At 67.3% G+C, this 15,251-nt stretch carries 9 protein-coding genes and 4 pseudogenes; 6 read left to right on the forward strand and 7 right to left on the reverse strand.

All coding sequences use genetic code 11. From position 1 onward, the window contains the following. Nucleotides 1-10 precede the first annotated feature (10 nt). A pseudogene (locus DL544_RS17445) lies at nucleotides 11-3,603 on the reverse strand (autotransporter domain-containing protein). A gap of 245 nt (nucleotides 3,604-3,848) precedes the next feature. Here DL544_RS17445 and DL544_RS17450 point away from each other — a divergent pair. The 5 genes and pseudogenes from DL544_RS17450 to DL544_RS17470 all read left to right on the forward strand — a co-directional run bounded on the left by DL544_RS17450 (nucleotide 3,849) and on the right by DL544_RS17470 (nucleotide 8,628). Then, nucleotides 3,849-5,256, forward strand: a pseudogene (locus DL544_RS17450) (amidohydrolase). Beyond that, a pseudogene (locus DL544_RS17455) lies at nucleotides 5,256-6,517 on the forward strand (amidohydrolase family protein). The pseudogenes DL544_RS17450 and DL544_RS17455 overlap by 1 nt, the downstream one beginning before the upstream one ends. A gap of 25 nt (nucleotides 6,518-6,542) precedes the next feature. Continuing rightward, nucleotides 6,543-7,175: a 2-hydroxychromene-2-carboxylate isomerase gene (locus DL544_RS17460; RefSeq protein WP_065185376.1), complete on the forward strand. Its 633-nt coding sequence runs from the start codon at nucleotides 6,543-6,545 to the stop codon at nucleotides 7,173-7,175. Between the two features lie 95 nt (nucleotides 7,176-7,270). Further along, nucleotides 7,271-8,212: a DegV family protein gene (locus tag DL544_RS17465; RefSeq protein ID WP_005419233.1), complete on the forward strand. Its 942-nt coding sequence runs from the start codon at nucleotides 7,271-7,273 to the stop codon at nucleotides 8,210-8,212. A gap of 77 nt (nucleotides 8,213-8,289) precedes the next feature. Continuing rightward, nucleotides 8,290-8,628: a hypothetical protein gene (locus DL544_RS17470; RefSeq protein ID WP_006469105.1), complete on the forward strand. Its 339-nt coding sequence runs from the start codon at nucleotides 8,290-8,292 to the stop codon at nucleotides 8,626-8,628. A gap of 114 nt (nucleotides 8,629-8,742) precedes the next feature. On the opposite strand, the gene DL544_RS17475 is transcribed toward DL544_RS17470, so the two are convergent. From DL544_RS17475 to DL544_RS17500, 6 genes and pseudogenes are all read right to left on the reverse strand, one after another. Continuing rightward, nucleotides 8,743-10,188: a GGDEF domain-containing protein gene (locus DL544_RS17475; RefSeq protein ID WP_065196463.1), complete on the reverse strand. Its 1,446-nt coding sequence runs from the start codon at nucleotides 10,186-10,188 to the stop codon at nucleotides 8,743-8,745. A gap of 188 nt (nucleotides 10,189-10,376) precedes the next feature. Beyond that, entirely contained in the window at nucleotides 10,377-11,207 is an 831-nt protein-coding gene (gene fghA / locus DL544_RS17480) for an S-formylglutathione hydrolase (protein WP_005419242.1), read from the reverse strand. Nucleotides 11,208-11,229: 22 nt separating this feature from the next. Next, complete coding sequence (locus DL544_RS17485; RefSeq protein ID WP_005419244.1) at nucleotides 11,230-11,574, reverse strand: YqcC family protein; 345 nt, start codon at nucleotides 11,572-11,574, stop codon at nucleotides 11,230-11,232. Between the two features lie 8 nt (nucleotides 11,575-11,582). After that, the gene (locus DL544_RS17490; protein ID WP_053500575.1) at nucleotides 11,583-12,692 is read right to left on the reverse strand and encodes an S-(hydroxymethyl)glutathione dehydrogenase/class III alcohol dehydrogenase; all 1,110 of its coding nucleotides are present in this window, start codon (nucleotides 12,690-12,692) and stop codon (nucleotides 11,583-11,585) included. Between the two features lie 58 nt (nucleotides 12,693-12,750). Beyond that, nucleotides 12,751-13,025: pseudogene (locus DL544_RS17495) on the reverse strand (metal/formaldehyde-sensitive transcriptional repressor). Between the two features lie 70 nt (nucleotides 13,026-13,095). Then, nucleotides 13,096-14,001, reverse strand: coding sequence for a LysR family transcriptional regulator (locus tag DL544_RS17500; RefSeq protein ID WP_139727643.1), 906 nt, complete (start codon nucleotides 13,999-14,001; stop codon nucleotides 13,096-13,098). A gap of 129 nt (nucleotides 14,002-14,130) precedes the next feature. Between DL544_RS17500 and DL544_RS17505 the strand changes: the two genes are divergently transcribed. Then, nucleotides 14,131-15,234, forward strand: coding sequence for an alkene reductase (locus DL544_RS17505; protein WP_139727645.1), 1,104 nt, complete (start codon nucleotides 14,131-14,133; stop codon nucleotides 15,232-15,234). Nucleotides 15,235-15,251 lie beyond the last annotated feature (17 nt).

A 15,251-nucleotide genomic window follows, 5' to 3' on the forward strand; every position in this document is an offset into this window, starting at 1 on the left:
AACCGGCGGCTTAGAAGCGCACCGACCAGCGCAGGTTGGCACTGTGGTCACGGCTTTCGTCGCCATACTGGCCGCTATAGCCCAGCTCCAGCTGCTGGCGTGCGGTCAACCATGCCGACAGCCCCAGTTCGGCCACCACCGTCCTGTCAGCCATCGGGGCACCGCTGACCACGAAGCTGTCGCTGCCGGTGGCAAAGGCGAAGCGGGCCGCCGGGTCGCGATCCCCGCTGGCATGGCGGTACCCGACGCCACCGCGCAGGTGCAGCCAGCTGTCCTGCTGGAACGAAGCCTTCAGGCCCTTGTCAAGACGCAGGCCGGCCGTGGCCACGGTGATACGGAGATCGTCCACCTCACCCTGCAGTGCAGCCGCGCCGCCGCGTTCGTTGACGCGCTTCATGTCCACTTCCACACGTGCGAGCTGCAGGTAAGGTTCCAGCCCCGCCTCGGGGCCGCCGAAGCGATAGCTCGCCTCGACGAACGCCTGGCGGGTGCGGCCGTCATAGCGTGCCGCCAGCGTATCACTGTAACCGGAGAAGGCCAGCTCGCGGGTGCTCTTCACCTCATGCTCGCTCCAGGCCAGGCCCCCCGCAGGCCGAAGGCGCCCCAGTCGTGACTGGCATAGGCCCCCAGGTGCGTATTGTCGACCTTGGCACGCGCACGGCGTCCTTCCTGCTGCTTGGCATCGGTACGGCCGGTACCGGCCAGCATGCCCACCTGCCAGCCGTTGATCTCGCGGTCCACGCCTACCAGCAGGCCGCTGCTGTTGGCTTCGGTGCGTGCGGTGTTGCCATTGCCGTCCAGCGTGGTGCTGCCACCGATGGCCTGTACCCAGACCCCCGTGGCGGCGTCGCCGTCTGCTCCCGGCGCGCGTGCACCGACGCGGCGCGACAGTGCGGCATCACGCACGTAGCGGCTGCCCTCGACCAGGGCCATCGCGGTGGCCGCATGCAGCTCGCCGCTGAGGCCGTCCAGTGCAGCGCCTACCTGTTGAGGGAACAGCAGGGTCAGTGGGCGCGGCAGGCCCTGGTTGACCGCCAGCCGGTCGGCCACAGTGGCCACCGCGCGCTGGTTGTCGGTACTGGCGGCACTGGCGAGCGGATTGCCACGGGTGACTTCAATGCGCGCGCCACCGGTGCCATAGGACAGCCCGAATTTCAGGAACGGCGAGAACGCACTGAAGTCGGTGGTGGCGAACTGGCCACGGATTCCGCCGTCGGCACGGATGAAGTTGAACTGCTCACCCAGGTAATAGGTGCCCGCTTCCGGCAGGGCGATCAGGGTGCCGCCCAGGGTGGCGGTACCGGTGACGCGCAACTGGTCACTGTGCCCGCCCGGGGCCAGCTCGGCCTGGTACACACCGGTGGCGGTCTGCACGTAGTCGCCGTTGATGGTCAGCGTGCCGATCGAGTTGCCCGGTGCAACGATACCGGCCACGGTGGTATCGCCCAGCTGGCCGATGCCCTTCAGCGTGCCGTTCGGGCCAACGAGGGTGTGACCACCGCTCTGCGTGCCGTTGAACGACAGCACGCCACCGTTGACGGTCAGATCGGAGCCTGCGAGTACCCCGCCTGCATTCACACGACTGTTGCCCAGGCTGGTCAACGCGCTGTTTTCCAGCCTTCCGTTCAATTCGAACGTCCCCTGCGCGGCCACCGAGGTGTGGGCGCCGCGCTGCACACCGTCGAAGATGACCACGCCACCGTTGACGTTCAGGTCGGAGCCATCCAGCACACCGCGTGCGTTGATATGGCTGGAGCCCCCCTGACTGTTCAGCGCAGTGTTCTTCAACGTGCCATTGAGCAGGAAGCTACCGCCGGCCACGTCCACCGCTCCGGTGAGCGTATTGACGCCATCCAGTTCCAGCACGCCCTCGCGCACCAGCGCACCGTTGAAGCTGTTGTCGCCGCTCAAGCGCAGCCAGCCGATGCCGCTCTTGGTCAGCTTGCCGGGGCCGCCGATGTCGTTGGTCCAGTTGTCCCAGGCATCGCCCTCCCACACTTTCAGGCCACCGGCACGCTGGTTCATCACCACGTTGGTGTCCACGCGCAGCGAACCGTAACCCTCGATGGCCTTGGCCAGGTTCAACAGGCCCCAACCGTAGATGTCGTCGATGCCGGGCGCGCCCAGATCGGTGGTCGTGGTCAGCAGCACATCGCGCACCTGCGCGCTGTCCAGATAGGGGAAGCGTTCAAACAGCAGGCCCAGCGCGCCGGTGACGTGGGGCGCGGCCATGGAGGTTCCACTCAGCAGCGCATAGCCATAGGTAGGCACGCGCTGCTGGATGTCCAGGCTGACATTGCCGTTGGCGTCGATGCCGACGCTGCCGGCCAGGCTGGAATCATCACCATAGGCGGTCGATACGATGTCCGAACCCGGTGCGGCAAGGCACCAGTTGGCACTCAGGCCGCACTTGTTGGAGCGATTGCTCAGGGTCAGGTTGGTACCGACGTTGACCACGCTCAACCAGTACGGCTCGATGTCGGCGAATGCGCGCGGCAGCGTGGCGTAGAGGCCGGCGATGGGGCTCTGCGCCGGCGTCGGAATGAGCGAACTGGTATTGCCGGCCGCCCACACCTGGATCATCCCGCGCGCACGCGATCCGTCGGCAAAGGTGTTCAGGTACTGGCGGTCGTCCGGGTCGTTGTAGATCGCGTCCATGTCCGTCGCTGTCGTCGGTTCCGTGACCAGGCCCCAGCTATGGTTGATGGCACGCACGCCCTGCGCGTTCATCTGGGCATACAGGTCCTGGAAGGCGCTGACTTTCGGGCCGATCGCGCCCAGCGTCACGACCGAGTAGCCAGTCGCCGTACGCTGCCACTCGCGGATGCTGTCGGAGAACAGCCGGCCAACGGTCAGGTCCGAACCGAAGGACACACCGTGCATGCCGCTTCCGTCCCGGTTCGCCGCGATGGTGCCGGCAACGTGCGTACCATGGATCTCGAACTGCATCCCCGGCTGCACATAGGGGCCCGACTCGATGATCCTGCGGATGTTGTCGGGCACGTTGGCGTTGTACCCGACATAGCTGATCTGGACGTCATCGCCATCACTGGCGAAGCAGGCCGCCGGCCCACGCACTGCGGTGGTGTTGGTGCAGCGCGTGCCGTCAGCCATCAGATCGGCGATGCGGACGCTGCGGTTGTCCTTGCCGGCGAATTCCGGATGGTCCAGACCCGTGCCACTGTCGAACACGCCCAGGCGGATGCCGGCACCGGTCAGCCCGCGCGCATAGGCCACGTCGGCATTGATCGCAGCCAGGCCCCAGTCGAGTTCGAATTCACTGGTGCGCCAGCTCGCAGCATCGCCGGGCCTGCCCATGACCGGCTCCGCGGAAGCACCGACGCTGGGAGCCAGCGCCGCCACCGGAATCGCTACCGAGGGAGCGATCATCGCGGGAGCGGAGGCGCTCACTCCGCCTTGCGCGGCGAACGCAGACTGCAGGCTGCGCTGCAGCTGGTAACGGGCCAGGGCGTCGTCATTGTCCTGGGCCAGGACCGGCAGTGCGGTGGCCACCAGCAAGGAACCGACAATGGCCGACGCCAGCGGCGAGGGCAGGAAGGAACGGCGCGAAACGGTCGAACGGCGGAGCTTTGCAGCAGTCATCGGTTGCGTCCTTGATTCCATGAGAGGTACGGGCCCGGCTCCGTCGTTGGAGCAGGTGCATAAGCTGGTGATACAGGTCAGCGCAAGACGTAATCAGCCCATCGCTTCATCCAACGTTAATATTTCCTTCACAAATCCTCCATCAGAAAATTCCTACCCCCCACGCCCCTGTCCAAGGTCACTTGGCAAGCCACATCGGCCCCGGCTAGCGTCCGTGGATTCATGTTTCTGGTGAGGGGAACTGCATGGCATCGACGTTGTTGCGCACCGGGGTGGCACTGGCGCTGCTTTCGTTGAGCACGGCACCGGCGGTGGGCGCCTCGCGCTTCGTCGCCGATCCCTACCCCAGCACCTACCAGGCACACCCCGGTGCACCGGTGCTGATCCAGAACGCCACCGTGCTGACCGGCACCGGCCAGCGCCTGGACAACGCCGACGTGCTGCTGCGCGAGGGCCGCATCGTTGCCGTCGGCCGCCAGTTGCAGGCCGATGCTGGTGTCACCCGCATCGATGCGCAGGGCAAGTGGGTCACACCGGGCCTGATCGACGTGCACTCGCACCTGGGCGTGTACCCCAGCCCGGGCGTCGGCGCGCACAGCGACGGCAACGAGATGACCGCGCCGGTCACCGCCAACGTCTGGGCCGAGCACTCGGTGTGGCCGCAGGACCCGGGTTTCGCCACCGCACTGGCCGGCGGCGTGACCAGCATGCAGGTGCTGCCGGGCTCGGCCAACCTGGTCGGTGGTCGTGGTGTGACCCTGAAGAACGTCCCCGCCATCACCTACCAGGCGATGAAGTTCCCCGGCGCGCCGTGGGGGCTGAAAATGGCCTGCGGCGAGAACCCGAAGCGGGTCTACGGCGGAGGCAAGGGCGTCGCTCCGGCCACGCGGATGGGCAACGTTGCCGGTTACCGCGCCGCCTTCATCGATGCCGCCGACTACATCGCCAAGAACAAACCGAAGCCGGCCAAGCGCAAGGGCTGGTTCGGCAGCGACAAGGGCGACAGCGCCGGTGATGCCGGCGGCAAGCGCGATCTCAAGCTGGACACGCTGGCCGGTGCGATCGAGGGCGACATCCGCGTGCATATCCATTGCTACCGCGCCGACGAGATGGCCACCATGCTCGACCTGGCCAAGGAATTCGGCTTCAAGGTGGCCGCCTTCCACCACGGCGTGGAGGCCTACAAGCTGGCCGACCGGCTGGCCGCCGACGGCGTCTGCGGCGCGCTATGGGCCGACTGGTGGGGCTTCAAGATGGAAGCCTTCGACGGCATTCCGGAGAACATCGCACTGGTCGATCGGCCGAAGAACAGCTGCGCCATCGTCCATTCCGACTCCCCGAAGGCATCCAGCGCCTGAACCAGGAAGCGGCCAAGGTGATCGCCGCCGCGCGCCGCGCACGCATGCCGGAGATCCCCCCGAACACGCCATCACCTGGATGACCGCCAACGCCGCCAGGGCGCTGGGGATTGAAGGCCAGACCGGCACCCTGGAGGCCGGCAAGATGGCCGACGTGGTGGTGTGGAACGGCAACCCCTTCAGCTCGTACGCGCTGGCCGAGCAGGTCTTCATCGACGGCCGCCGCCTGTACGACCGCAGCGCACCTGCGGCCACGCCACGTTCCGACTTCCAGCTTGGCCAGGAGGTGCACTGATGGGCGCGTTGAACAAGCGTCGCCGGGCATGGCTCGGCGCTACGGTCATGGTGCTGGCCTGCCTCTCCGCATCCGTGCAGGCGCAGGACCTGCTGGTGCGCAACGCGACCGTACATACGGCCAGCGCGCGCGGCAGCCTGCAGCACGCCGATGTGCTGGTGCAGGGCGGGATCATCCGCGCCGTCGGCAGCGGGCTGTCCGCCCCGGCCGGGGCCAGCGTGGTCGAGGCCGATGGCCGTCCGCTGACACCGGCGCTGTTCGGGGCATCACCGAGATCGGCATCGAAGAGGTCTCCGGTGAAGCGAGCACGGTCGACAGCACGTTGAAGATCGGCGAACAACCGTTGCGCCCCGACTTCGATGTCACCCTGGCGTACAACCCGGCCTCGGTGCTGATCCCGGTGGCGCGCCTGGACGGCATCGGCTTCACCGCCCTGGGGGCGGCCACCGGTGGCGGCTTCGTTGCAGGCCAGGGTGGCGTGATGCGGCTGGACGGCAGCGCCGATCCCCTCGGGCCGCGCGCGCTGTTCCTGCGCCTGGGGTCGGCCGCAGTGGAGCTGACCGGGCATTCGCGTGCGGCGCAATGGATGCTGCTGCAGCAGATGGTGGACGAGGCGCGTGGCCAGGTTGCCGCGGACTCACCGCATGCGCTGCTGACGCCGGCCGGGCGCCGCACGCTGGGCCGCTACCTGGCCGGCCAGGGCCGCATCGTGGTAGAGGTGGACCGCGCGGCGGACATCCGCCAGCTGCTGCGCTGGGCCGTCCGCGAAAAGGTGAAGATCGCCATCGCCGGAGGCAGCGAAGCCTGGCAGCTGGCGCCGGAGCTGGCCGCCGCACAGGTACCGGTGTTCGTCGATGTGTTGTCCAACCTGCCGGCCAGCTTCGACCAGATCGGTGCCACGCTGGAAAATGCGGCACGCCTGCAGCGTTCCGGCGTGGCGGTCTCGTTCGTGCAGCGAGGCGACGCCTCGCACAACGCCCGCAAGATGCGCCAGCTGGCCGGCAATGCCGTGGCCAACGGTTTGCCCTGGGCCGACGGCCTGGCCGGCCTGACCCGGGTGCCGGCGCAGGCGTTCGGCGTGGCCGACCAGATCGGCAGCATCGAGCCGGGCAAGCGTGCCGACCTGGTGCTGTGGGAGGGCGACCCGCTGGACGTGGCGCACTATGCCGAACAGGTCTGGCTGGGCGGCCGGGCGATGCCGATGCGCTCGCGCCAGACCGAACTGCGCGACCGCTACCTGCAGCGCAACGCGCAGCCCTGACCTCCAGTTACCCAAGGAAACCCACATGGCCACCCTGCGCTGGTACTTCGACTTCGTCTCGCCCTATTCCTACCTGCACTGGCAGAAGCTGAAGCAGCTGCCCCAGTTCGCACGGATCCAGACCGTGCCGATCGCCTTCGGTGCCGTGCTGCATCACCTGGGCAACCTCGGGCCGGCCGAGATTCCGGCCAAGCGCCGCTTCATGTACCGCCAGCTGCTGTGGACTGCGCAGGCCGAAGGAACACCGCTGCGGTTCCCGCCGGGCCACCCGTTCAACCCGTTGTCTGCCCTGCGGCTGTGCCTGGCCGCCGGTGGCAGCGTGCAGGCGGTAGACGTGCTGTTCGACTGGATCTGGCGCGACGGCAATGCCGCCGATAGCGCCGAGGCCCTGCGCGAACCGGCTGCGCGGCTGGGGATCGAGGATGTCGCCAGCGCCACCGCGGCCCCCGCGGTCAAGGAGCAGCTGCGGAGGAACACCGAGGCCGCCATTGCTGCCGGCGTGTTCGGCGTACCGACCCTGGCCATCGATGACGAACTGTTCTGGGGCAACGACGCCCATCCGTTGATGGCCGCCGTGCTGGCCGATCCCGCCCTGCTGCAGCAGCCCGAATGGCAGCGCCTGGCCGAACTTCCGGTGGCCGTGCAGCGCAGTCGCTGAACAGGGCCTGGCGCGTTTCCCTCGCGCGCCACGCCAGAATTTGAGATAGATTTCACGTTTCCGAACCTACAACCGCCCTGGAGGGTGAGCCGCGGATGCGCATCGGAATCGTCGTCGACTCGGCCTGCGACCTGCCGCAGGACTTCATTGCCGAGCACAACATCGTGCTGCTGCCGATCACCGTACGAATCGGTGAAGCGGTTCTGGCCGATCATCGCGATGAGCAGGCCACGCTGAGTTTCCTGCATGCACACGTGGCCGAGCACGGTGCCGAGGCGGAGACCATCCCCTTCAGTGTCAACCAGATCCGCGACCTGTTCCTGCAGCAGCTGGTGATCGATTACGACCACGTGTTCTGCATGACCATCACCAAGACCCGCAGCCCGATCCACGACAATGCGCTGCAGGCCAGCTTCGCCATCCTCAACGATTACAAGCCGGTGCGGCAGGCAGCAGGCTACAACTCGCCGTTCGCCCTGCGCGTGCTCGATACCCAGAACCTGTTCGCTGCGCAGGCCGTGACCGCAGTGGAGGCGGTTCGCCTGCGTGACACTGGTGCCAGCGTGCAGCAGATCCGCGAACGGCTGGAAGAACTGGCTGGCAACGTGCACGGGTACATGGTCACCCGTGATCTGTACTACATGCGTGCGCGCGCCCGGCACAAGGGCGACCGCAGCGTCGGCCTGCTCAGTGCGGCGCTGGGCAGCGCACTGGACATCAAGCCGGTGCTGCACGGCTACCGCGGCGAAACCGGGCCGGTCGCCAAGATCAAGGGCTTCGACAGCGCCGTGCAGAAGCTGTTCGCGGTGGTCGGCCAGCGCGTGCGTGCCGGGCTGATGACGCCGACGGTATGCGTCAGCTACGGCGGTGAGCTGGATGAGCTGCGCAGCCTGCCCGGCTATGTACAGATGAAGGAGGTCTGCGCCGGCCATGGCGTGACCGTGTACGAATCGGTGATGAGCCTGACCGGCATGGTCAATGTCGGCAAGGGCGCGGTCACCGTGGGCTTTGCCGATGGGCCACATCGGTTCGAGTGATGCCCCGACGCGGCGCGAATCTGCACACCGATTCCACCGTGGTTGTGCCAGCCTTGCCGCACTTCAAGGAGAACTTCATGCCTGCGCAGTACCACATCAGCCTGCCCGACCCGTCCAAGGCCCGCGGCAACGACCCTGACCTGTCCTTCCATTCGCAGGGCGCCGCCGGTTTCGCCGAAGAGCTGCAGGACGCCCTGCGCAGCGGCACGCTGTTCGAACGGTGGAAGGCCAAGCAACCCGACCCGGATGCGGTGGAACCGCAGTGGGGCGTGACCGATCCGGACGCCACCGTGACCGGCGAGCAGAAGGACCTGCGCATCAACCTGGTCGCCACCACCCGTATCGACAGTGACGTGTTCAAGCAGCGCCTGCGCCTGCTGGCCGGCCACCACTGGGAACTGCGCGACGTGCGTTGAGGCCACGCCGTGGTAGTGCCGGCCGCTGGCCGGCAACCGAGGAGATGCCGGCCACCGGCCGGCACTACCCAGTGCGATGTCCCTGGATGGGCGGCACGCCATGGGCTGGTCCGCTCAACAGTCCATGGTGCCGTGCGCGTTGCCCTCGTCATCCAGCACGCGCGCATGCAGGACCACCCGGTTGCGGCCGGCACGCTTTGCGGCATACAGGCCGGCATCGGCATCGGCCAGCAGCTGGTCGGCACTGGCCAGCGCCGGTGGGTGCAGGTAGCCCACGCCGACGCTGATGCTGACCGGGCCTTCCGGCAATGGCAGCGCTTCGACCGCTTCGCGCAGGCGCTCGGCCAGCGCCAGCACGCCCGACAGTGGGCTTCCAGGCACGATGACAGCGAATTCTTCACCGCCATAACGCGCAACGCTGTCACTGCCGCGACCTGCGACGCCCTTCAGCACCCCGGCCACCGCCTGCAGGCAACGATCACCGGCCGGATGGCCGTGCCGGTCGTTGAAGGCCTTGAAGTGGTCAATATCCACCAGCAGCAGGCCCAGCTCGGTGCCGCTGCGCCGCGCGCGATTCCACTCGGAGGTCAGCCGCGCGTCGAACTCGCGGCGATTGGCCACGCCGGTGAGGCCATCCTGCCGCGCCAGTTGATCCAGCGCCGCCTGACGCTCCAGCAGATCGGTCTGCAGCAGGACGCTGCGCAGGCCGAAACCAAGGGTGGCTACGACGAAGCCCGCGACGGCCAACGGCCGCGCATGATCGACCACCAGCGTGCCGACCACCAGCAGCAGCAACGGCAGGATGATCGGACCGGCGGCCTGCACCGTCCTCGCCAGCCGCGGGTGTGCCGTGGTGCCTGTGTCCGGCGCCGTGTCCAGCGCCATGCAGGCGATCAGCAGAAAAGGTACGTCGATCAGCAGGTCGTTGAACGCACCGAATGCATCATCGGAGGTGTAGTGGTTGATGTAGTAGGCCACCAGCAGATAGGCCAGTGCGTACAACGCCAGTGCACGGAAGAACCTGCGCCGTTCGGGCACGTCGCCGGCCAGCCATCGCACCACGGCGAACGCGGCGATACACAGGTTCTGGATGTCGAACATGCGCTGCATGTTGGACATGGCATGGGCGTCGACCTCGACACGGGCGGCGAACGATGCGGTGTGCACGAAGAACAGCACACCCAGCAGCGCCGCCATCGCCGCATCGATCAGGCTGATGCTCGGGCGCTCGCGGCGTGCCCGGGCCAGGATGAACACCAGCGGCACGCCATACAGCACGTACAACAACAGGCTGACGCGTGGGGTGAAGTCAGCCCGGCCGGCGCCCAGCGCATCCACCATGTTGAACGTCATGCCACCGGCCCACAGCAGCAGTGCCATCGCGGTAGAACGCCAGCCCAGAGCGGCGCGGTCACGTTGCGCCCGCACCAGGCACGCGGCGGCGGCCAGCAGCGGTGCGCCGGTCAGGAACAGGAAAGAGCCCACGCCCGCCGGGCTCGGCCAGAACGCCACGGCCAGCCCATGGCAGAGCACGTACAGCAGCGCCAGCACTACCGGCATGCATCCCCCCGATCCGCAAGGCCGTCTGAGCGCACGATAGCGCGCCGGCACGCCACAGCGGCGTGATCCACTGCGGCAAAACGACACTCCGCGTGCATCACCATGGTAGTGCCGTCCGCTGGCCGGCAATCCCAGGGAATTGCAGGGCTGCGGGTTGCCGGCCAGCGGCCGGCACTACCGGAAAGCCCTCAGGCGTGCAGGGCGCGAGCGTGGTGGGCGACGTGCTCGCCGATGAAGCTGGCGATGAAATAGTAGCTGTGGTCGTAGCCCGGCTGCAGGCGCAGGGTCAGCGGATGGCCGGCTGCGGCGCAGGCCTCCTGCAGGCGCTGCGGCTGCAGCTGGGTCTGCAGGAACTCGTCCGCCTCGCCCTGGTCGACCAGCAACGGCAGGCGCTCGCTGGCCGTCGCCAGCAACGCACACGCGTCCCACTGCGCCCAGTCGGCTGGGTTGTCGCCCAGATAAGCCGTGAACGCCTTCTGCCCCCACGGTACGTGGCTGGGCGCGACGATCGGCGAGAACGCCGACACACTGCGGTAGCGCCCCGGGTTGCGCAGCGCGATCACCAGCGCACCATGGCCACCCATCGAGTGGCCGCTGATGCCACGCGCCCCGGTGACCGGGAAGTTCGCCTCGATCAGCGCCGGCAGTTCCTGCGCCACATAGTCATGCATGCGGTAGTGCTTCGCCCACGGTGCACGGGTGGCGTTGAGGTAGAACCCCGCCCCCTTGCCCAGGTCATAGCCCTCGGCATCGGCCACGTCATCACCGCGCGGGCTGGTATCCGGCGCGACGATGATTACGCCGTGCTCGGCTGCATAGCGCTGCGCACCGGCCTTGGTGATGAAATTCTGCTCGGTGCAGGTCAGCCCGCTCAGCCAATACAGCACCGGCAGCTTCTGCGTTTCCGCCTGCGGCGGCAGGTACACGGCGAACTGCATGTCGCAGCCCAGCGTGGTCGAACGATGGCGGTAAACATCCTGCCAACCGCCGAAACAGGCGCGGTGTTCAATACGTTCCATGGAACTCTCCTGCGTGCCGGCGTCAGCCGTCACGTGTGTTGATCAACTCATCCAGCTGCGACAGCAGGCGCAGCAGCGGTTCGACACCAGGCTGGCCGTCCAGGTTGCGGTACGCTGCGACCGCCACGTCACTGCGCGGTGGCCATTGGCCATCGGCGCGGGCTTCGTGCAGGCGCGGCAGGAACACCTGCGCCAGCCAGTGCTCGAACGGCATTTCGTCAATGCCGAAGGGTGAGTCCACTGCGCGCGGCGGACCCACGACGCCTTCGACCCAACCCAGCACGCGCAACGCCTGCTCGATCGGATCAACCAGGGCCGCGCGCGGATCTTCCGCACGCGGCCTGCGCAAGGCATCGAACCAGCCCACGCTGCGGCTCAGTAATGGACCACCGAACGGATCGACTTGCCTTCATGCATCAGGTCGAAGGCATCGTTGATCTTGTCCAGGCCCATGGTGTGGGTGACGAACGGGGCCAGTTCGATGTCGCCCTTCATCGCGTCCTCGACCATGCCCGGCAGCTGGCTGCGGCCCTTCACGCCACCGAAGGCAGTGCCCATCCACTTGCGGCCGGTCACCAGCTGGAACGGGCGGGTGGAGATCTCCTGCCCGGCACCGGCCACGCCGATCACCACGCTCTGGCCCCAGCCACGGTGCGCGCATTCCAGCGCCGCACGCATCACGTTGACGTTGCCGATGCACTCGAAGCTGTGGTCCACACCCCAGGTGGTCATTTCAACGATGACCTGCTGGATCGGCTTGTCGAAATCCTTCGGGTTGATGCAGTCGGTGGCACCGAACTCGCGCGCCAGCTCAAACTTGGACGGGTTGGTGTCCACCGCGATGATGCGGCCGGCCTTGGCCTGGCGCGCACCCTGGATCACCGCCAGGCCGATGCCACCCAGGCCGAACACCGCCACGCTGTCGCCTTCCTGCACCTTGGCGGTGTTGTGCACCGCGCCGATGCCGGTGGTGACACCGCAGCCGAGCAGGCAGACGTGTTCCGGGTTGGCGTCCGGATTGATCTTCGCCAGCGAGACTTCGGCCACAACGGTGTATTCGCTGAAGGTCGAGCAGCCCATGTAGTGATACAGCGGCTCGCCGTTGTAGCTGAAGCGGCTGGTGCCGTCGGGCATCACCCCCTTGCCCTGGGTGGCACGCACCGATACGCACAGGTTGGTCTTGCCGCTCTTGCAGAACAGGCACTCGCCGCACTCGGCGGTATACAGCGGAATCACGTGGTCGCCCGGCTTGACGCTGGTCACGCCCTCGCCCACTTCCACCACGATGCCGGCGCCTTCATGGCCCAGCACCACCGGGAACAGGCCTTCCGGGTCATCGCCGGACAGGGTGAACGCATCGGTGTGGCAGACACCGGTATGGGTGATTTTCACCAGCACTTCGCCCTTCTTCGGCGGGGCGACGTCGATCTCGACGATCTGCAGCGGCTGGCCGGGACCAAAGGCGACGGCGGCACGGGACTTCATGATGGCTTCTCCAGGGACAGGCAATGACAGGATGGGCGGCGCCATGTTGCGCCGTCGTTTATTTCAGGTACGAGCGGATCAACGCGCTCATGTCGCGCACGCGTTCGGCGCGTTGCTCGTCGGAGGCAGCGGGCTGGCCGAATTCCTCGCGCAGATGGGCCTCCATCACCTCGGACATCAGGCCGTTGACCGCGCCACGGATGGCGGCGATCTGCTGCAGCACCGGCCCGCAGTCGGCGCCGGCTTCCAGCGCGCGGTCAAGCGCATCGCACTGGCCGCGGATGCGGCGCACGCGGGCCAGGACCTTCTTCTTCTCTTCGGGGAGTGCGGCATGGCGAACCACCCAGGAACTATACTGGGGGATAGTATACAAGCAGCCAGCAGGAACTCAATCGTGGCCAGCTCAATCGAACAATCCCTCACCCGCCAACCGCGCCAGCTCATCCACCACGTAGCGCACCTTCGGCCGCAGGTGGCGGGTCGGTGGCCACAGCGCATGGATGTCGATATGCCGCTGCATGTGCGCATCCAGCACCGATTGCAGCGCGCCGGATTCCAGATGACGGCGGACCAGTGAAACGGGCATCTGGCAGATGCCCAGCCCAGCGATGGCCGCATCGATCACCGCGTCACCATCGTTGAGCTGGTAGGTCGCATTCGGGATGAACGTTCCCTCGGCATCATCCCTGCCGATCCGCCACGCCACCGGCTGGCCGTGGCGGAAACCAACGATGCTGCGGTGCTGCGACAGTTCCTCCACGCGGCCCGGCACGCCATGCGCCCGCAGGTACTCCGGCGATGCGCAGGTGACCAGTCGTTGGCGACCCAGCCGGCGCGCGACCAGATGTTCGGCCTGGTGCAATCCGCCGAAGCGGATCAGCAGGTCGATGCCCTCTTCGACCGGATCGACGAAGTGATCGGTGAAGGTCATCGTCAGTTGCAGGTCCGGGTATTGCCGGCACAGGCGCAGCAGCACCGGCAGCACCACCAGGCGCCCGAACGAGGATGGCATGTCGATGCGCAGCCGTCCGCTGGGCAGGCCGGCCGACCCCAGGCAGGCCTCGGCGGCGGAGATTTCTTCCAGCGCCGCCGCACACGATGCGTAGTACGCTTCGCCGTCGGTGGTCAGCGCGATGCGCCGCGTGGTGCGGTGGAACAGGCGCACGCCCAGCCGCGCTTCCAGCCGGGCGATGGCCTTGCCCACCGCCGAGCGCGAGATGCCCAGCGCGTCGGCAGCCTCGGTGAAGCTGCCTGAGCGGGCCGTGGTAACGAACGTGACCAGGCCATTCAATGATTCCAGCGGCAGCATCTATCGCGCTCCATTGGGGACAAATCGTCCCGCATCTAGGGAGATCGAAGCGCTTTATGCGCCTGCATGTCAACTCCATCCTGTGTGCATCGCGCCGCTGGCGCCTCCCCCCGCACCGAGATGACCGACATGACCGCCGCCCTGTTCCGCCCCTTCGATCTGGCAGGCACCGCCCTGCGCAACCGCATCGTGATGGCCCCGATGACCCGTGCCCGCAACCCCGGCGCGGTGGCCAATGAACTCACCGCGCAGTACTACCGGCAGCGCGCCAGCGCCGGCCTGATCATCAGTGAAGGCACCCCGGTCTCGCCGCAGGGCCAGGGTTACATCGACGTGCCGGGTATCTGGTCGGCCGAGCAGGCCGCCGGGTGGAAGCTCGTCACCGAGGCGGTGCATGCCGCACAGGGCACGATCTTCGCCCAGCTCTGGCACGTCGGCCGCATGTCGCATTCCTCGCTGCAGCCCGACGGTGGCCAACCGGTAAGCGCCGGTACCCGGCCGGTCGCCAGTGCACCGAAGAACACTTCGTTCGTCTATCTGGACGACGGCAGCCGCGGCCACGCCGATCCCACCCCGGCACGTGCGCTGGCCACCGAAGAGATCCCCGGCATCGTCGACGACTTCGCGCGCGGCGCCGACAACGCCATCGCCGCCGGTTTCGATGGCATCGAACTGCATGCCGCCAACGGCTACCTGTTCGAACAGTTCCTCAACCCGCTCATCAACCAGCGCGATGATCGCTACGGCGGTTCGCTGTCCAATCGTGCGCGCTTGATCCTGGAGACCGTCGATGCGATGGCCCAGCGCATCGGTGCGCAGCGCGTCGGCGTGCGCCTGGCACCGAACAACCTCACCTTCGACATGCCGTTCTACCCCGACAACGAAGCCACCTATCTGTACCTGGCCGAGGAACTGGGCAAGCGTGGGCTGGCCTATGTGCACCTCAACGACAACCTGCAGGCAGGCCAGTCGGTGCTGGGTGAGGCGTTCCTGCGGCAGTTCAGGCAGGCCTACGGTGGCACCGTCATCCTGGCAGGTGGCATGACCCGCGAACGCGCCCTGCAGCTGGTCGAAGCGGGCACCATCGACCTGGCCGCGTTCGGCCAGCCGTTCATCGCCAACCCGGATCTGGTCGAGCGCCTGCAGCGCAACATCGCGTTGGCCACGCCCGACCGCAGCACCTATTACGGTGGCGGCGAAGCAGGCTACCTCAATTACCCGGCCGCAGGCTGATCCCGCACGGGATCGGA

Source organism: Stenotrophomonas sp. pho (assembly GCF_006228405.1).
GTDB lineage: Bacteria > Pseudomonadota > Gammaproteobacteria > Xanthomonadales > Xanthomonadaceae > Stenotrophomonas > Stenotrophomonas sepilia.